The 15,963-nt window shown below is 36.3% G+C and carries 25 protein-coding genes and 1 pseudogene; 24 read left to right on the forward strand and 2 right to left on the reverse strand.

Annotation, left to right across the window (positions count from 1 at the left end; all coding sequences use genetic code 11):
* The first annotated feature begins 229 nt into the window (after window positions 1-229).
* The 5 genes and pseudogenes from B2400_RS16815 to B2400_RS16835 all read left to right on the forward strand — a co-directional run bounded on the left by B2400_RS16815 (window position 230) and on the right by B2400_RS16835 (window position 3,965).
* Window positions 230-1,135, forward strand: coding sequence for a site-specific integrase (locus B2400_RS16815; protein ID WP_286650258.1), 906 nt, complete (start codon window positions 230-232; stop codon window positions 1,133-1,135).
* Window positions 1,136-1,207: 72 nt separating this feature from the next.
* Entirely contained in the window at window positions 1,208-1,474 is a 267-nt protein-coding gene (locus tag B2400_RS16820) for a tyrosine-type recombinase/integrase (protein ID WP_286650260.1), read from the forward strand.
* A 172-nt stretch (window positions 1,475-1,646) separates the two neighbouring features.
* A pseudogene (locus B2400_RS16825) lies at window positions 1,647-1,925 on the forward strand (helix-turn-helix domain-containing protein).
* A 530-nt stretch (window positions 1,926-2,455) separates the two neighbouring features.
* Window positions 2,456-2,848 carry a single-stranded DNA-binding protein gene (locus tag B2400_RS16830; RefSeq protein WP_286650257.1) on the forward strand — a complete coding sequence of 131 codons (393 nt, stop codon included), beginning with the start codon at window positions 2,456-2,458 and terminating at the stop codon, window positions 2,846-2,848.
* Window positions 2,849-2,891: 43 nt separating this feature from the next.
* Window positions 2,892-3,965, forward strand: a complete 1,074-nt coding sequence (locus tag B2400_RS16835; RefSeq protein WP_293935164.1) for a DUF932 domain-containing protein — start codon at window positions 2,892-2,894, stop codon at window positions 3,963-3,965.
* Here the strand turns inward: B2400_RS16835 and B2400_RS16840 are convergent.
* Together B2400_RS16840 and B2400_RS16845 are read right to left on the reverse strand one after the other, a co-directional pair.
* Entirely contained in the window at window positions 3,951-4,277 is a 327-nt protein-coding gene (locus B2400_RS16840) for an RteC domain-containing protein (protein WP_293935166.1), read from the reverse strand. The two genes, B2400_RS16835 and B2400_RS16840, sit on opposite strands and share 15 nt — an antisense overlap.
* A gap of 566 nt (window positions 4,278-4,843) precedes the next feature.
* A complete protein-coding gene (locus B2400_RS16845; protein WP_293935169.1) occupies window positions 4,844-5,479 on the reverse strand; it encodes a CGNR zinc finger domain-containing protein in 636 nt (211 codons plus the stop codon).
* A 283-nt stretch (window positions 5,480-5,762) separates the two neighbouring features.
* Between B2400_RS16845 and B2400_RS16850 the strand changes: the two genes are divergently transcribed.
* The 19 genes from B2400_RS16850 (at window position 5,763) to B2400_RS16940 (ending at window position 15,905) form a co-directional block, all read left to right on the forward strand.
* On the forward strand, window positions 5,763-6,233 hold the full coding sequence (locus B2400_RS16850) for a hypothetical protein (RefSeq protein WP_286650253.1): 471 nt from the start codon (window positions 5,763-5,765) through the stop codon (window positions 6,231-6,233).
* A 126-nt stretch (window positions 6,234-6,359) separates the two neighbouring features.
* A complete protein-coding gene (locus tag B2400_RS16855) occupies window positions 6,360-6,872 on the forward strand; it encodes a DinB family protein (protein ID WP_293935171.1) in 513 nt (170 codons plus the stop codon).
* Window positions 6,869-7,129 carry an SRPBCC domain-containing protein gene (locus B2400_RS16860; protein WP_286650251.1) on the forward strand — a complete coding sequence of 87 codons (261 nt, stop codon included), beginning with the start codon at window positions 6,869-6,871 and terminating at the stop codon, window positions 7,127-7,129. Before B2400_RS16855 ends, B2400_RS16860 begins: the two co-directional genes overlap by 4 nt.
* 28 nt (window positions 7,130-7,157) lie before the next feature.
* The gene (locus B2400_RS16865) at window positions 7,158-7,313 is read left to right on the forward strand and encodes a hypothetical protein (RefSeq protein WP_286650250.1); all 156 of its coding nucleotides are present in this window, start codon (window positions 7,158-7,160) and stop codon (window positions 7,311-7,313) included.
* A gap of 112 nt (window positions 7,314-7,425) precedes the next feature.
* A complete protein-coding gene (locus tag B2400_RS16870) occupies window positions 7,426-8,274 on the forward strand; it encodes an arginase family protein (protein WP_286650249.1) in 849 nt (282 codons plus the stop codon).
* Window positions 8,275-9,267: a hypothetical protein gene (locus tag B2400_RS16875; protein WP_293935173.1), complete on the forward strand. Its 993-nt coding sequence runs from the start codon at window positions 8,275-8,277 to the stop codon at window positions 9,265-9,267.
* 12 nt (window positions 9,268-9,279) lie between these two features.
* On the forward strand, window positions 9,280-9,813 hold the full coding sequence (locus tag B2400_RS16880) for a GNAT family N-acetyltransferase (RefSeq protein ID WP_293935176.1): 534 nt from the start codon (window positions 9,280-9,282) through the stop codon (window positions 9,811-9,813).
* A 144-nt stretch (window positions 9,814-9,957) separates the two neighbouring features.
* Window positions 9,958-10,329 carry a hypothetical protein gene (locus B2400_RS16885; protein WP_286650246.1) on the forward strand — a complete coding sequence of 124 codons (372 nt, stop codon included), beginning with the start codon at window positions 9,958-9,960 and terminating at the stop codon, window positions 10,327-10,329.
* 65 nt (window positions 10,330-10,394) lie between these two features.
* A complete protein-coding gene (locus tag B2400_RS16890; protein WP_286650245.1) occupies window positions 10,395-10,817 on the forward strand; it encodes an SRPBCC family protein in 423 nt (140 codons plus the stop codon).
* Window positions 10,818-10,827: 10 nt separating this feature from the next.
* Window positions 10,828-11,676 (forward strand): alpha/beta hydrolase, encoded by an 849-nt coding sequence (locus tag B2400_RS16895; protein WP_286650244.1) that lies wholly within the window; start codon window positions 10,828-10,830, stop codon window positions 11,674-11,676.
* Window positions 11,677-11,807: 131 nt separating this feature from the next.
* A complete protein-coding gene (locus B2400_RS16900; protein ID WP_286650243.1) occupies window positions 11,808-12,083 on the forward strand; it encodes a hypothetical protein in 276 nt (91 codons plus the stop codon).
* Window positions 12,084-12,337: 254 nt separating this feature from the next.
* Window positions 12,338-12,814 carry a VOC family protein gene (locus tag B2400_RS16905; RefSeq protein ID WP_293935181.1) on the forward strand — a complete coding sequence of 159 codons (477 nt, stop codon included), beginning with the start codon at window positions 12,338-12,340 and terminating at the stop codon, window positions 12,812-12,814.
* Between the two features lie 181 nt (window positions 12,815-12,995).
* On the forward strand, window positions 12,996-13,139 hold the full coding sequence (locus B2400_RS16910; protein ID WP_286650241.1) for a MerR family DNA-binding transcriptional regulator: 144 nt from the start codon (window positions 12,996-12,998) through the stop codon (window positions 13,137-13,139).
* A 3-nt stretch (window positions 13,140-13,142) separates the two neighbouring features.
* On the forward strand, window positions 13,143-13,778 hold the full coding sequence (locus B2400_RS16915) for a MerR family transcriptional regulator (protein WP_293935185.1): 636 nt from the start codon (window positions 13,143-13,145) through the stop codon (window positions 13,776-13,778).
* Between the two features lie 72 nt (window positions 13,779-13,850).
* The gene (locus tag B2400_RS16920; RefSeq protein WP_286650239.1) at window positions 13,851-14,078 is read left to right on the forward strand and encodes a hypothetical protein; all 228 of its coding nucleotides are present in this window, start codon (window positions 13,851-13,853) and stop codon (window positions 14,076-14,078) included.
* A gap of 157 nt (window positions 14,079-14,235) precedes the next feature.
* Window positions 14,236-14,595 carry an MmcQ/YjbR family DNA-binding protein gene (locus B2400_RS16925; RefSeq protein WP_293935188.1) on the forward strand — a complete coding sequence of 120 codons (360 nt, stop codon included), beginning with the start codon at window positions 14,236-14,238 and terminating at the stop codon, window positions 14,593-14,595.
* Between the two features lie 12 nt (window positions 14,596-14,607).
* A complete protein-coding gene (locus B2400_RS16930; protein WP_293935191.1) occupies window positions 14,608-15,120 on the forward strand; it encodes a GNAT family N-acetyltransferase in 513 nt (170 codons plus the stop codon).
* An 80-nt stretch (window positions 15,121-15,200) separates the two neighbouring features.
* Window positions 15,201-15,512 (forward strand): nuclear transport factor 2 family protein, encoded by a 312-nt coding sequence (locus tag B2400_RS16935; protein ID WP_286650236.1) that lies wholly within the window; start codon window positions 15,201-15,203, stop codon window positions 15,510-15,512.
* Window positions 15,513-15,554: 42 nt separating this feature from the next.
* The gene (locus tag B2400_RS16940; RefSeq protein ID WP_293935194.1) at window positions 15,555-15,905 is read left to right on the forward strand and encodes a DUF4180 domain-containing protein; all 351 of its coding nucleotides are present in this window, start codon (window positions 15,555-15,557) and stop codon (window positions 15,903-15,905) included.
* The last annotated feature ends 58 nt before the right edge of the window (window positions 15,906-15,963 follow it).

The following is a 15,963-nucleotide window of genomic DNA, read 5'->3' on the forward strand; positions in this document are numbered from 1 at the left end:
CACAGGTTTTGAAACTGATCCATATCGATGTAAATGTGAGTAAAATGGTGAGTCTTTTTAAGTTTTAAATTTACTCACCGAATAGCTAGTAAATAACTGTAAATCATTTATTTGATTCATTTATTTTGATGCTATTTATGGCTGTTTGACTTTTTTATTATTCTCAATCTCGTGATTGAGGTGAGTAAACTACTCCAGAATGAATGAGTTGAACATAAAATAAATGGATATGAAGAGTAGAAACACCTTTGGGATTCAATTCGTATTACGGTTGCCCAAAAACAAGATTGATGAAATGGCAACGGTTTATGCAAGGATCACGGTAAACGGTCGCCGAACCGAAATTTCATTAAAGAGCAAGATTTCCATCAAAAACTGGGATGAGGGAAAAGGTAGAGCAAAAGGAAAGCGAGAGGAAATTGTAAAATTGAACACCCACATGGAGCAAGTGCGCTCATTGATTTTTGATTGTTACAATCAGCTCATACAACAGAGCAAACATGTTAGTATTGAAGCCGTAAAAGCCTTGTATCTTGGAGAAGATGTAGAAGACAGAATTACCCTTTTGAAACTGATTGTCTATCATAAACAGGTGTCAGAGCATAAACTATCTGCAGGAACAATAAAGAACTATCATACGACGGAGTCTTATATAAAGAAGTTCTTAAAGGAGAGTTATAAAAAGAATGACTTACCATTAGATGAATTGAATTTTCGATTTATTCTAGATTTTGAATCGTTTCTTACGAATTATAAACCCATAGATCACCACAAGCCGTTGAATAATAATGGAATCATGAAGCATATGGAGCGTTTGCGAAAGATGATCAATTTAGCTGTTACGATGGATTGGTTGGAGAGGGATCCATTTTCTAAATATAAACTTCGGTTGGAAAAGGTAGAACGTGGACATCTATCTAAAGAAGAACTGGTGATACTTGAAAACAAAACCTTTTCCATAGAACGACTACAGTCTGTATTGGATATGTTTTTGTTCAGCTGTTATACCGGACTCGCTTATATTGATATTTCTAATCTTGGTCCAGAGAATATTCTGAAAGGAATTGATGGCAAGGATTGGCTGATGACCAAACGCCAAAAGACGGATACGATTGTAAAAGTTCCTTTGCTCTAACAGGCTTCTACTATTATTAAGAATTATAAAGAGCATCCTGTAGCAAAAGCAAGCGGCACCATTTTTCCTGTAATATCCAATCAACGTATGAATGGTTATCTCAAAGAGATTGCCGATATCTGTGGCATTAGCAAAAACCTGACGTTTCATTTGGCTAGACATACATTTGCTACAACGGTTACACTAAGTAATGGTGTTCCTATTGAATCTGTAAGCAAAATGCTCGGACATACCTCAATAAGAACAACACAAATCTATGCTAAGGTACTCGAGCATAAATTGAGTGAAGACATGAATAATCTTCGTTTGAGAATGGCTTCAACGAAGCAATCAGGATAATGCTTTATGTAGATTAACTTATATGGTGCTTTTGAAAGCCAAAGGAAGCCATTAAGTTCCATTCTGAAGGCACTCTGCTGTTCTTTTATTTCATTTGCTTCGATATGGTAGTGATCAGATTATTTTTTATTACTGCCTAATTGAAGTGAGATAAAATTAAAAGATATGGCATATGAAAGTAGAATTGATTACTAAAGAGGACTTTGAAAACTTTAAAAAGGAGCTTTTTGAAGAAATAAGAAAATACAGAAGGCGTTTAAAAGGTGTAGAACCAGAACCTAAAGAATGACTAAAGAGCTATGAAGTCAGGAAATTATTAGGGATTTCACCAGGCACTTTACAAAATTTAAGAATAAATGGAACGTTAGCTTATACAAAGATCGGAGGATTGATGTACTACCGATACCATGATATCCAAAAATTGATGAACGGAAAAAATGATGATAGCTAAATATAGCTTTACGAAATTTCAGAAGCAGAACTTTAACTGTTCTGCTTTTTTTGTACCATTTTATTCTGTAGCCCAAGCACATTTACTTTCATCGCCCACGCTGTACAGTAAAAGAGCTTTTGGCTACTTTTTGAAATAGAAAATCGAAAAACATAGCCCTACACCACCCACTTCATTATATTTTTCAATTCCCTATTGCGGGCTTTCATAGCCCGGTCAATCATCCATTCTTTTAAAAATTAGAACAGAATATTTCCATAATCAACCGGTAAAAAGGCAGCCAATGTATGGCGGTCATCCATCGCGCCAGCCCAGCCAAAAGACTACGGCATAAACGGTTTCCTCCCTAAAGGTATGCTCCAATTATTCCGTTTCCTTTTGGCTTTTCCTATTGCCCGCCCTGATAGTCTGCTTTCTTTTTTCCGGTTTTTCTTTTGGAAAAATTTATGAAAGGCGAAGCAAGGCGAGCCACACAGCAAAGAACCGACAAAGGGAGCGTAACAGAATAATAATTTTAAAAAAGGACGATTATGAACATTATCGGAAGATTGACGAGAGATGCGGAAGTACGCACAACGTCACAGGACAAACAAGTAGTAAACTTTTCAGTAGCCATCAACGACAGCTACCGAAACAAGCAGGGCGAACGAATAGAACAAACCACCTATTTCGATTGTGCCTATTGGTTATCTGCTAAAGTAGCAACACTACTGATCAAAGGCACATTGGTAGAACTTACAGGGCGAGTAAGTACAAGAGCGTGGGTAAGTAAAGACGGAGAACCGAAAGCAGGTCTGAATTTCCATACTTCAAACATCAAATTGTTTGGAAGAAGTAAAAGAACGGAAACCGTACAAGCTACTGCACAATCTAAAAGTAACGGATTTACATCGCAGGAAACTGAAGACGATTTACCATTCTAACAAGTAGCATTCAATCATTTTTTAACATCAAAATTTCAGCATTATGGCACATAATATCAATTTCAACGGGAGAACAGGACGTTATTCTTTTTTTAGCGTTAAGCAAAAAGCGTGGCACGGTTTGGGGCAAATCGTGGAGCAATACCCAACAAATGAGGAAGCTATCCGACACGCAGGATTAGACTATGAAGTCGTAAAATCCCCATTATTTACCAAAAGTTCGGGCATTATCGAAACCGCAAACGGTATCGAGATAGGCAGTTCCGAATTGGAAGTACCTAACTATTTCGCCAACATTCGCACCGATAACAATGCGGTATTGGGCGTGGTCGGTAAAGATTACCATATTGTACAAAACCGTGAAGCCTTTAATTTCTTTGATGCTATTGTAGGTGATGGCGAGGGTATTCTGTACGAAACCGCAGGAGCATTGGGTAAAGGCGAACGTATTTTCATTACTGCCAAATTACCCGACTATATCCGTGTAGGCAATGGCGATGATGTAACAGAAAAGTACCTTTTCCTAACTACTTCGCACGATGGTAGCGGAAGTATTACGGCTGCATTTACACCAATCCGTATCGTATGCCAAAACACCTTAAATGCTTCTTTACGTAATATGACTAATGTAGTCCGCATCAAGCACACTTCGGGCGCAAAACAGCGTATTGAGAACGCTCACAAGATTATGGGACTTGCCAATACGTTAAGCAATCAATTAGAAAACATTTTCAATGAGTGGACTAAGGTTAAAGTCTCAGACCGAGAAGTAAAAAAACTAATTCAATTGGCACTTTGCCCGAACAAAGAAACCCTTGACCTATTGAAAAAAGGTGCGGAAGATGAAGTTTCTACCGTATTTAAAAACGTGGTAGATGATGCTTTTGGCTATGCAATGATGAGCGATACCCAACAAATGGATACCACTAAAGGCACATTGTTCGGAGCATATAATGCTGTTACAGGCTACTATCAGAACGTAAGAAATTACAAAGACGCCGAAGCCAAATTACAGAGTATCGTAATGGGCGGAACGGCTCAGCTGAAATCACAGAAAGCATTTGAATTGTGTACCGCCTTTGCTTTAGACGGTGCGGAAATCTTAAACCTTAATTAAATAACCACAGGCTACCACCTTAATCGGTGGTAGCCTAATAAAACAAATCATTATGGCAAATTCTATACGGTAGACTTTATTGTAATAAATTAGTTTACCCAGTATTTGAGGTTTTATGGTACGGAAGAAATGGATCTCTTCGGCATCATTCTTAAATTCATTTTCAATGATGTACTTTTTAACCGAAAATAAAAGGTCCTGAAGATATACTGTCATTTCATAAGCTTCGTCAATTAATCTCTTACTTACAGATGAAATTTTATCCTCTTTATTGTGAATTTCTAAGATGATGTTTTCTAACGAGTATTTCATAGCGTCTGTTTATTACTGGATTTAGGTAATACATTTTCATTTAATAAGATATTGAGAAAAAATACCTGAATATTATCTTAACTTTTTATCACCACACCTTTACATTATAACATTGCAAAAGAGCTCATTCATACTCGCTATAAAGCTCAAAACATAAAACTTAGTGCATAGCAACTATCCTTTTCAATTCAAAAAAATAATAAAAGCATAAGCGATTTTTTCTGAAAAATCTCAATTATGTTAGTCTTATAAACTTTAATACATTTCTTATCATAACAATCTAAAATATATGGATAAAGTGAACTCGCAATATAAATGACAAATCAAACCCTTCAAGAATATTACAATTTTACCGGTTAAACAAAAATAGATGGTATATAATTAAGTGAAAAGATGTTGATTTGAGAATTTATTAGAACGGAGATGACAAATTGTTATATGCCCCATACACATGAATTAGTGTGATAATTCATTTTATACATGCTTTCATGGGCGCTCGCTTATAAACAACATCAATGCCTAAGCCTATATAAGTTCAGCAGTTCTGGAATTCAGAAAGAAAGGTATTACCCTTTATCTTTTTTTAACTTCAGGCTTTTCTTCTGGTTGTAGCGGTTCATTTTATCGGTAGTGCCGCATGCTTTGATACTACACCATTTCCTACTGGCGTTTTTGGTTTCGTCCAAAAAGACCCAGCCACACATCGGGCACTCTTTGATCCGTTTTGTCTCATTGTCAGTTAAAAGTTCCGACAACGATTGCACCGCTTTCCAAACAGGAGACAGTAAGTCGTTTGCAGAATCTATTTGACCCATAGTGAATTTACCATCTATATAAAGTAAACGCTGTCTTGATATTGCATCCACAATCAAAAGATTAGCAGCTGGTAAATAGGCTGATTTTTTATCATTATCATCTTGTGCTACAGCAGAAATCAGCCCTTGTAGTACTTTGCGTATTTCTTTGATGCGATGTAAAGCGATCAAAGCATGCTCGGGCTGTTCATTGGCTAATTCTTTTAAGCTTTCAAGACGTTCTCGTGGAGAAATTTCCAATTTAAAACACCACGCAATGAAATCATCATATCCTGCAAAATAGTCATAGTTTTTAGCGGTTTTCCAGGTACTGACAGTATTGACGAAATTACAGCACAATACAGTGCTGTCGATACTCAATGTCTCAATACTACGAAATTTCCCCATAAGACAAAGTTATGCTATTTACTACTTAAACCTAAGGATACAACTTAAAATGTTTAATAATGTGACCGTATGTCTATCAAAAGCTTTAGCACCGATATATTCATTTCTAAATTATGGTGACTGAATAAAAACTTTACGGTTAGTGTTGTCCGTATTTTAAAAATATGTAGATTTACCATCTAAATCAAAATAGATGGTAAATATCCTTTTAGGTTTGTGTAGCGTTTTTAGTGTGGAGGTCGTATAAGTCTAAAATTTTAATCACTTAAAAACTTAAAAAAAAATGAAAACAAATTTAATTTATGCTGCCTTCGCATTGCTTTTTTGCTTTGCAATTACTTCCTGTGAAAAATCCGACAATAATCCGGAAACAGTTCTTGAAAACAATCTGCTGAGAAGTGCCGAAAAATATGCGGAACTGGTAGAGAAAAGAAATGATGGAGATTTCAATATTGAAGATATTAAAAGAAATGGTAATATGCTAACCATTACAGTTAAAGGTGGTTGCAATCAAGACGATTTCCATGTCGTGTGGGACGGATCTATAATGTTTTCTAGCCCAGGGCAGATCAACCTTGTGCTCAATAACAAATCTCAAGAAGACTGTGGCTTAGAAAAACAATTTGATATCAATGTAGACCTTAGCAAGGTTGTGGGAAAGTACGACGCCAAGGACTTTATTTTCAACGTAGCCAATGGTTCAAAAAAACAAGATAAATCACTAAATCCTAATGGATCCGTTAAGATCAAGTAAAATTTAATTCCATCGGAAAATATTCACTGTAATGATTGTATTCGTCAGGTTTAATTTTGTATTACAAAATTGATCTGAAGAATTGTAAGACTGCTAAACCTTTTTAAACCTCATACATAAACTTAAATGGAACCAATCACCCACAAGTTTCAACAAGCGATCAAGGAATTAACGGAAATGTTAGAAGCTTTTAGTACTGAACAGCTAAATAAAATTCCTTTTCCAAACAGTTGGACAGCAGGTCAGGTCGGTGATCATCTTTTAAAATCGTATGGTTCATGGGAAATTTTCAAAGGCGAGACGGAGTTTGCCGAAAGACAGTATGACGAGAACTGCAAAACGCTAAGCGGCCTTTTCTTGAATTTCAATATAAAGCTAATCGCAGAAAATTCGAATGCTACTTATCCATCAGATGGATATATTGAAAAGGAAAACTTGATTTCTAATATACAGACAATAAGTGACCGTATCATTAGCTTCTCTAGCCGAAACGATCTCAGGGTGCTATGCTTAGATTTTGAATTTCCAACATTCGGGTACATGACACGGTTTGAATGGTTGCATTTTTATGTTGTACATACACAAAGACATATAAAACAATTGACAAGATTATTTAACATTTTAAATAGCCATAAATGAATAGCCCCCTTATCGTCAGCAAAGAAAAGATAATAGATGCAACGCAAAATGAAATTTGGGAAGTAATCACAACTCCTAAATATTTTAAAGATTGGATGCTTGTACCTGCAAAAGCCGAAGATGAAAAAGCCATTGAATTAGGAAGTAAAATTTATTGGATCAATGATAATGACGTTGTTTACCTCGAAGGTGAAGTCATAACATTTGTTCCGAATACAAAACTTGTTATTTCATTACAAAAGCGTTCCGAAGGGTAGTGTAACGTATGAATTTCATCTAACGGGAATGAAAAGCGGAACGCTGATCAAGTTCCTCTTAGGTGACCTTTCCATAGACCCGGAAGGCGAATCTTGGTATAATTTCTATAAAGCAAGTGATGAAATCGGTTCGATAGAGAAGGTGATTAAAATTAGAAAGATTAGGGAAACAAGCCATACATAACATCTTAACCATCTTTATTCGGTCAGTCATAATATTTGAATAACATTATATAAACTTAGAAATGCGTAACCTAATTGTCTTGGAATGCCCTTCAAACTTGGGTCTCAAAAGAATGTCAATTGATAACGAGCCTGGAGTTAAAAAATTTCCAGCATTGCTTAATAAATTAAGATTTCATGCATCTATTGGCTCTACTAAAACAATTCATATTAAAGCGCCCAAACACTCAATGGAAATTGATCCAATAACAAATATCAGAAATGCCCGAAGTATAATCAATTATTCACTTCTTCAAGCAGATGTAATTGGAAAACAAATAAGCGAGGGTACTTTTCTGTTGATATTAGGGGGTGATTGTAGCATACTGATAGGGAGTGCAATTGCATTTAAAAAGAAAGGGCGTTTTGGTTTATTTTTTCTTGACGGCCATACGGATTACATGATTCCAGAGTGCTCACATACACATGGTGCTGCCGGAATGGACTTAGCTATTGTTTGTGGATATGGTCATGACAATCTAACAAATATAGATAATCTATGTCCTTATTTTGAAGCTCAAAACGTTTTTTGCGTCGGAAACAGGGAGTATGACGAAGAATATGAAAAACCAATTAGAGGTTCGGGAATTCATTATTTCCCTCTAAATGAATTACGGAAAATCGGCATTCAAAATGTAATAAACCAGTTTTTTACCATATTATCTGAAAACCAACTTGATGGTTTTTTCATCCATTTCGATGTAGACGTGTTGGATGATACATTAATGCCAGCCGTAGATAGTAGGCAATGTGGCGGATTATCCTATGCCGAATTGAAGGAAATATTAACCCTCTTATTCAACCATGATAAGATTTCCGGAATGGAAATTACAATTTTTGACCCCGATTTAGATCCTGATAAGGAATATATTAATGCGTTTATGATGAACATGATACCTATTATTAATAAAATTAAAAACTAAATGAAACTTTACGGAACTCCTGTTTTACTATTATTATTCATGCTTTTATCATGTGGTCAAAAATATGGTGCAAATCTCCCTTTCAATTCACAACAAGCATCAAAAGATTCAGCATCATTATTTGCAAACGGAATTATTTCCACCCATCTAAATGAATATAATATAACTTTTTCATCAGACGGAAATGTGGTGTTATTTACCATTGCAAATAACACTACAGCAAACAGGTTCTACACAATCTTCATTACAAAAAAGGAAAAAGGCAAATGGACTAAGCCTCAAATCGTCCAATTTTCGGGACAATATAGTGACGCCGACCCTTTCTTCGCTCCGGATGGGAAAAAGCTCTACTATATATCAACCAGACCAGTTTTACAAGGAATACCAAAATCGGATTTTGATATTTGGTGCGTAGAATATGCGAATGGAGATTTCAGCAAACCAAAACATTTGGGCAACGGAATCAATTCGGATAAAGACGAACTTTATCCGGCTATTTCAAAAAAAGGGAATTTATTTTTTTCCGCTGAAAATGGAGATAACGGATATGATATAATGATATCTAAATATAGAAACGGTAAGTTTTTACCTCGTGTAAGTTTGAGTGGCTCTCTTAACACAACGAATATTGAATTTGATGCATTTGTTGATCCTGATGAAAAATATATAATCTATACAAGGATAGGATATAAAGAAAGTTATGGAAGCGGAGACTTATATATAAGCTATAACAGAGAAGATCATTGGACACTCGGAAGGAATATGGGAAAGCAAGTCAATTCCTTGCATATGGATCAATGTCCTATGGTTTCAACTGATGGTAAATACCTGTTCTTTACTTCTTTTAGGGATGGTCAACCTTATAATAGCAAAGAACCGATGACCACAAAGGTATACCTCAATATGTTAAACTCACCCTTTAATGGACTTGGAAATATTTTTTGGATTGATTTTCAAAAGCTTTACAATAGGGAAAATTATACAAATGAATAATCTATAATTGAAATGCGAATAGCTACAGAAAGACTTACCCTATCGCCATTATCCGAGAAAGACACAGCCTTTGTTGCTGAACTTTTAAATACTGATGGATGGATAAAAAATATTGGAGACCGAAACATCCGTTCGGAAAAGGATGCGAGGGAGTACATCAAAAAAGTGACGGACAATCCCCATATTACATATTGGACGGTAAAGTTAAAATTGGAACGCGTAGCAATCGGTCTGGTAACCTTGATAAAGCGGGACTATCTACAATTTAACGATGTAGGCTTTGCCCTGCTTCCCCAATTTTTCAATAAGGGATATGCATTTGAAGCCACAAAAGCTGTTTTGCTGTATTTGATCAACAACAATCTATTGGAAGATATCCTGGCGATCAGTCTTAAGGAAAATGCTCCATCCATTAACATGATTGAAAAACTCGGTCTGACCTTTGAAAAAACAATTGATTATGACAATAATATTTTGGGTGTATATAGAGCATCAAAAGGAGAATTGCTTTCCAGATTATTGGAGCAAGAGCATAAGATAGTCTAAAATTCTTGCCATACGTTAACCCGAGCTAAAGAAAGTTGAAATAATTTTACAATATACTAGAGAGGGATGGACAAATCGAACCGGGGATAGTATAATGAACAATGTTAGCGGTCATTGTGAGGACAAAATAACAATAAAATCAAAATGGAAAAATCAAGATCAATTGCAAAAATTGTTGGGCCGACATTAATTGTTATGGTTTTCTCCGAAATGCGGTTTTGGAACCCGACGCTTTATGATACACAGATCGTCCCTCTCATTTATCTGAACGGAATGATACTTTTTGTGGCTGGATTAGCAATCATAACCCAACATCATATTTGGGTTTACGGTTGGCAGACCTTAGTCACAATAATTGGATATGCATTTATGCTGATCGGTTTACTGAGAATGCTTTTCCCGGAAATACAAAAAACAGCCTTCAAAAATGACAGTTCAATAATGATTTTAGAAGTAGTTCTATTTTTAATCGGCGTGTTTTTGACATGGAAAGCATATTCACCTATAAAAAAATGAAGTGTTATATTTCAACTTATAAACACAATACAACAAACGGAAATAACAATTTAAATAAAATCGATATGCAGACAAATCATCAATCAAAGTATCAGACCATTATCAAAGCACCAATTGATAAAGTATGGGATGCATTAACCAATCCCGAAATGGTAAAGCAATATTTCTTCGGTTCAAACCAGGAAACGAATTGGAATGTTGGCAGCAAAGTCTTGTGGACAGGTGAATATGAAGGAACAACCTATGTAGACAAAGGCGTGGTCTTGGAATATTTCCCCAACAAGAAACTTTCGTATAGTTATTTAAGCAGTTGGAGCGGATTGGACGATAAGCCCGAAAACTATCTGTTGGTTTCTTATGAAGTAACCCAAACTGAAAGCGGAACAGAGCTAATCATTACGCAATCAAACTATGACGAGGAGAAAGCAAAACATTCTGCCGAAAATTGGGAGGTAGTCGTAGACGGATTAAAAAAGCTTATTGAATAGAAAATTACAAATGAAAATTTCATTGATCTTCTTATTCGTAATCTTTTCTGCATCATTGACTTTTGGACAGAGGCCAATACCCGAGCAATCAGGTGTTGCCAAACCCTTTATTCTCGGTATGATTGATGAAATACAATCAAACGAACTGAATGAAAAAAGGGTGTTGAATATCTATCTGCCCGAAGGCTACAACCAGAAAGACACGATACGTTACCCTGTCATTTATTTACTTGACGGTTCAGCAGATGAGGATTTTATCCATATTGTAGGGCTTGTGCAGTTCAATAGTTTTGAATGGGTTAACCAGGTTCCAAAGTCGATAGTAGTTGGTATCGCGACGGTGGACAGGAGAAGGGATTTTACATTCCCTACAACTGTGACTGAAGATAAAAGTGCAAATCCGACCTCAGGGCATTCCAACAGATTTATATCGTTCATTGAAAAAGAGCTGCAACCGTATATACAGGAAAAGTATAAGACGAGTTCTTCAAAAACTATTATTGGACAATCGTTAGGCGGGCTTTTGGCAACTGAAATCCTGTTTAAAAAACCGGAACTTTTTAACAAGTATATCATCGTCAGCCCCAGTTTGTGGTGGGATAATGGGTCGTTATTAAACCAACCTCTTACTCGTTTTGAACATAAAGATATTTATATCGGAGTTGGAAAAGAAGGTATGGCTCCCACTAAAATTCCCCGGGTAATGGAAGTAGATGCAAATGTTCTAGCTGATAAAATCAAAAACCTGAAAAACAGGAACGTGAACGTTTACTTTGATTATTTGCCACTGGAAAACCACGCAACAATAATGCATCAGGCGGTTTTCAATTCATTTAGACTTTTTTACCCATGGTTTTAACTAAATAGAACTAGACCTAAATGGAAGCCTTTTTATATTTAAACAACATGTTTATTCGGAAACTAATGAATGTTCGTGATTATAAATAAGCCTACTGAATAATAACATAAAACAACTTAAAACTAAAATCAATGTATGCAATTCTAATTCAACTAACAATAAACCCTCAATTTGCTTCAAAAGCAGCAACCACTTTCACGAACAGTATTTTGCCCAAGGTTAAAAGTTCACCGGGCTTTATCGCGGGATATTGGGTAGATCCGGTGAAGGATGAAGGTTTTGGATTTGTTCTATTTGAAAGTGCGGATCAAGCCGAATCTGTTATGCCTCCTACAATTGATTGGACAGCTCCTGGGGTGATTATAAATAAATTTGACATGAGACGGGTGGCAGTTTCAATTCCTTGATAATCGATTAAAAATGGGAGAAAAAAAACAAAAAAATCAATAAAATTGAAAATGGATTTACCAAGTCTGATCAAAAGATATCAAAAAATGGATGAAAATATCACATTGATTTTTTTGCCACAGGAAAACCATGAAACATTAATTCACCAAGCTATTTCGAATGAAACAACAGGAAGAATTGCGGTCTTATTTAGACAGGAGGTGGATTAACAAAAATAGTATATCGTTCACAGCAACCTTATAATAAAAATAGGATGAAGAGTAAATTATTCGAAATGAACAACGTTGGTATCGTCGTAGAAAATCTTGATAAAGCAATTGCTTTTTTTACAGAAATCGGGCTTACACTGGAAGGACGTATGAAAGTTGAAGATGAATGGGCCGGACGTGTAACGGGACTCGGAACTCAATCTGTAGAAATTGCGATGATGGTTACACCCGATGGCCACAGTCGCCTAGAACTTTCAAAATTTCTTACTCCTGCAACAATTTCAGACCACAGGACAGCACCAGTTAATTCGCTTGGCTATCTCCGTATCATGTTCAGGGTCAATAATATTGAAGAACTGTTATCCAGACTTTTAAAACTCGGCGCTGAACTCGTTGGAGAGGTGGTTAACTACCAGAACATCTATAGGCTATGCTATATACGAGGAGCGGAAGGGCTTTTGATTGGACTGGCCGAACAACTTGGTGAGCAAACAACGAAAGATGTCTTAGAAAACTCTTGACATTTAATGAGAAAATTGCAGCGACCAACGGTGACAAAAGTAAGTGTTTAGCGACAGATGTAAATATTAATTGTCTTATTTTCAGTTGTTTGTAGTTAAATTTGAAAATAATTTCAAAAAACATTTGACTCTAACGTTACGTCATAGCCTACCTTTGTAAAGTCGATAAGGATAAGAAAGAATGAAAACTCTTACAGTTAAAAAATTGGCGGAAATATCAGGTGTGAGCGTACGCACACTTCATTATTATGACCAGATCGGCCTGCTCCGTCCATCAGTAAGAACTGAGAAGAAATACAGGCTTTATGGAAATGACGAGCTATAGCGCTTGCAGCAAATTCTGTTTTTCCGTGAACTGGACTTTCCACTCAAAGATATTCTGGAAATGATGGACGAGCCTGACTACGATCTGGTTAAAGCGCTGATGCAGCACAAGTCGGCACTGCTCAACCGCAAAACAAGAATTTCTGACTTATTGAAAACGATCGCCATCACTATTAATAATCTTAAAAAAGGAGAAATGATGAAAGATCCAGAAGAATTGTATAAAGGTTTTCCCAAAGAAGTTGGAACGGTCTACAGAAAAGAGGCAATTAATAAGTACGGCGCACAAACCGTTGAACAATCTGAAAAAGAGCTAATGAAGCTTGGTAAGTCGGTTGTTGAAGCGCTTCAAAAGGAAATGAAAAATGTCTTCAGCGAACTATTTGCACTGAGAAACGATAGTCCGGAATCGGACATTGTACAACAGCATATTGCAAGGCATTATGGGATAATTAGCAAATTTTGGGGCAATTCAGTTATGCCAGATCAAAAAGCTTGTGCTTATGCGGGGCTTGGTGATCTTTTAGTAAATGACGAGCGCTATTTAGCTAATGTTACAGACGGAAATCCGCAACCTGAATTTGCGCTGTTCTTGCAGAAAGCAATGAAATATTTTGCTGAAAATAATTTGGAAAAATAATGTAAGCAAAAAACAGTTAGGGAAAGTCCTGATAACATCGGGCTTTCCCTTATCCTAATAAAAGATTGAAATATGAATGAAATAGATCTAATTAAGGAATTTCAACACATTGAAGACAACTTCAACCGGGCGGTTGTCACAAATGACATCGCAGAAATAAAAAAATGTATCACATCCGATTGGGTGTTGGTAGACAGTCAAGGTGGAATAATACCACAAGAGCGGTTTTTTGAAGTTCTGAAACAAGGGTTGCTATCCCATTCGGCGATGAGCAAGGAAGTGTTGCGGGTAAAAGTGTAAGGAGGTGCAGCAGGTAACTGGCCGGGCGCAAAATACCGGAACCTGGCAAGGAGAACCAATGGAAGCTGTTGAATGGATTACAGATGTGTACAAAAAAGACGGTGACGAATGGTTGTGTGTACTGACCCATTTAACCCCGGTAAAAAAATAATTAGTTATGGTAACAGTTGAAAAATTGCGGAAACTGGCACTTTCCTTTCCCGAAACGACGGAAGAGCCCCACTTCGAAAAGACTTCTTTCAGGGTGAAGAAAAAAATATTTGCAACGTATGATGATAAGCTAAAAAGAGTTACCGTCAAGTTATCAGAAATAGATCAGGATATTTTTTCTTCCGCAGATAAATCTGCCATTTATCCGGTTAAAAACAAGTGGGGCAAGCAGGGCTGGACTATAATAGAGCTCGAAATGGTAAGTTGGGAGCTTTTCGTTGAAGTTTTGACAACGGCGTTCTGCGAAGTCGCACCCGAAAAACTAGGCGCCTTAGTTCGATCAGGTAAAAATGGACTAAATAACTAAATATACGCTTGCATGGCCATTGAATTTACTGATATAAGCGACCAAAAGCTACTATTAAAACGGCTAACTGAAAAAGATGCTATTGCATTTCACAGTTTGTATTTCCAAAAAGACGGGCAGGAAAGTGAAAAAGTCGAATCAAAGAAGAACAGCAGAGCTGCTTTCGAGTTTACTGAAAATATCATTTCACAATGCAATGATATTTTCACAATACGCACCACCGTAAACCCAGAAAAAATCATCGGGGATTGCGCATTGCACCACTGGGACAAACTGAGGAACGAAATTGAAATCGGCGGCTCCCTTCTTCCCGACTATTGGGGAAAAGGTTTGATGGCAACAGCCTTTCTCTTATTGATCCCCTATGCACAGCGGGAATATGCAATAAACAAAGTCGTAGCGAATACAACCGCTGAAAATATAAAGGCATTAAAATTCGCCGAAAAACTAGGTTTCAGAATAACAGGAACTATGGAAAACAATGTACTGTTAGAAAAAGATTTATTAGATTTTTTGGCGAATTGATTTAATACCGAACAATGACAAAACGTGAAGAAATTATAAAAAATTATGTTGACGGCTAAAATGCATTCGACATTGACAAGATGGTCCGGGATTTTAACGAAGCTATCATTTTTAAAAACATCACTAATGATGAGGTTACGATAGTGTTAAACGGGATTGAAGCGTTTAGAAAACAAGCTGACCAGGCAAAATCCTATTTTGAAAGCCGGCTGCAAACCATAAAATCTTTCAAGCATAAGGGCGATACCACCAAAATTGAAATAGATTACATTGCAACTTTAGCTTCTGATCTTCCCAACGGATTAAAAAAAGGCGAGCAAATTGATTTAAGCGGAAGATCCATATTCAAATTTTCTGAGGATCAAATTGTTGAGTTAATCGATATAGCTTAGTAAGCGGTACAGATACGAACCATTTAAAAAATTGATCTGACAATGACAATTGAAACACACCATACCAACAGTTTAAAAATAGCTAAAATTATTTCTGACGAAATTATTTTAAGATCTGTCGAAGACGGATTGAATCTATTGGGCGATCTATACTATCAGGGATTTGATAAGATTCTTATTCATGAAAAAAACATTACGCCCGATTTTTTTGATTTAAAAACCAAAATTGCAGGTGAGATACTCCAAAAATTTGCTCAGTACCGAATGCCTTTAATCATTATAGGTGATTTTTCAAAATGTGAAACCCAAAGTTTAACGGACTTCATTTATGAAAGCAACAAAGGCCGACAGATCAATTTCGTTGGCTCTCTGTCGGAAGCAATAAAACGATAACTCATCGGTTCTTTGGGATTTGCCATTTTAAGAAAAGAAATCTGATTTCGAAAGTGAA

The organism is Sphingobacterium sp. UBA6645 (assembly GCF_002455685.1).
GTDB lineage: Bacteria > Bacteroidota > Bacteroidia > Sphingobacteriales > Sphingobacteriaceae > Sphingobacterium > Sphingobacterium hotanense.

Coding starts and splice junctions, on each gene's coding strand:
- B2400_RS16815 (WP_286650258.1), top strand. CDS start 230: ATGAAGAGTAGAAACACCTTTGGGATTCAATTCGTATTACGGTTGCCC.
- B2400_RS16830 (WP_286650257.1), top strand. CDS start 2,456: ATGAACATTATCGGAAGATTGACGAGAGATGCGGAAGTACGCACAACG.
- B2400_RS16835 (WP_293935164.1), top strand. CDS start 2,892: ATGGCACATAATATCAATTTCAACGGGAGAACAGGACGTTATTCTTTT.
- B2400_RS16840 (WP_293935166.1), bottom strand. CDS start 4,277: ATGAAATACTCGTTAGAAAACATCATCTTAGAAATTCACAATAAAGAG.
- B2400_RS16845 (WP_293935169.1), bottom strand. CDS start 5,479: ATGGGGAAATTTCGTAGTATTGAGACATTGAGTATCGACAGCACTGTA.
- B2400_RS16850 (WP_286650253.1), top strand. CDS start 5,763: ATGAAAACAAATTTAATTTATGCTGCCTTCGCATTGCTTTTTTGCTTT.
- B2400_RS16855 (WP_293935171.1), top strand. CDS start 6,360: ATGGAACCAATCACCCACAAGTTTCAACAAGCGATCAAGGAATTAACG.
- B2400_RS16860 (WP_286650251.1), top strand. CDS start 6,869: ATGAATAGCCCCCTTATCGTCAGCAAAGAAAAGATAATAGATGCAACG.
- B2400_RS16865 (WP_286650250.1), top strand. CDS start 7,158: ATGAAAAGCGGAACGCTGATCAAGTTCCTCTTAGGTGACCTTTCCATA.
- B2400_RS16870 (WP_286650249.1), top strand. CDS start 7,426: ATGTCAATTGATAACGAGCCTGGAGTTAAAAAATTTCCAGCATTGCTT.
- B2400_RS16875 (WP_293935173.1), top strand. CDS start 8,275: ATGAAACTTTACGGAACTCCTGTTTTACTATTATTATTCATGCTTTTA.
- B2400_RS16880 (WP_293935176.1), top strand. CDS start 9,280: ATGCGAATAGCTACAGAAAGACTTACCCTATCGCCATTATCCGAGAAA.
- B2400_RS16885 (WP_286650246.1), top strand. CDS start 9,958: ATGGAAAAATCAAGATCAATTGCAAAAATTGTTGGGCCGACATTAATT.
- B2400_RS16890 (WP_286650245.1), top strand. CDS start 10,395: ATGCAGACAAATCATCAATCAAAGTATCAGACCATTATCAAAGCACCA.
- B2400_RS16895 (WP_286650244.1), top strand. CDS start 10,828: ATGAAAATTTCATTGATCTTCTTATTCGTAATCTTTTCTGCATCATTG.
- B2400_RS16900 (WP_286650243.1), top strand. CDS start 11,808: ATGTATGCAATTCTAATTCAACTAACAATAAACCCTCAATTTGCTTCA.
- B2400_RS16905 (WP_293935181.1), top strand. CDS start 12,338: ATGAAGAGTAAATTATTCGAAATGAACAACGTTGGTATCGTCGTAGAA.
- B2400_RS16910 (WP_286650241.1), top strand. CDS start 12,996: ATGAAAACTCTTACAGTTAAAAAATTGGCGGAAATATCAGGTGTGAGC.
- B2400_RS16920 (WP_286650239.1), top strand. CDS start 13,851: ATGAATGAAATAGATCTAATTAAGGAATTTCAACACATTGAAGACAAC.
- B2400_RS16925 (WP_293935188.1), top strand. CDS start 14,236: ATGGTAACAGTTGAAAAATTGCGGAAACTGGCACTTTCCTTTCCCGAA.
- B2400_RS16930 (WP_293935191.1), top strand. CDS start 14,608: ATGGCCATTGAATTTACTGATATAAGCGACCAAAAGCTACTATTAAAA.
- B2400_RS16935 (WP_286650236.1), top strand. CDS start 15,201: ATGGTCCGGGATTTTAACGAAGCTATCATTTTTAAAAACATCACTAAT.
- B2400_RS16940 (WP_293935194.1), top strand. CDS start 15,555: ATGACAATTGAAACACACCATACCAACAGTTTAAAAATAGCTAAAATT.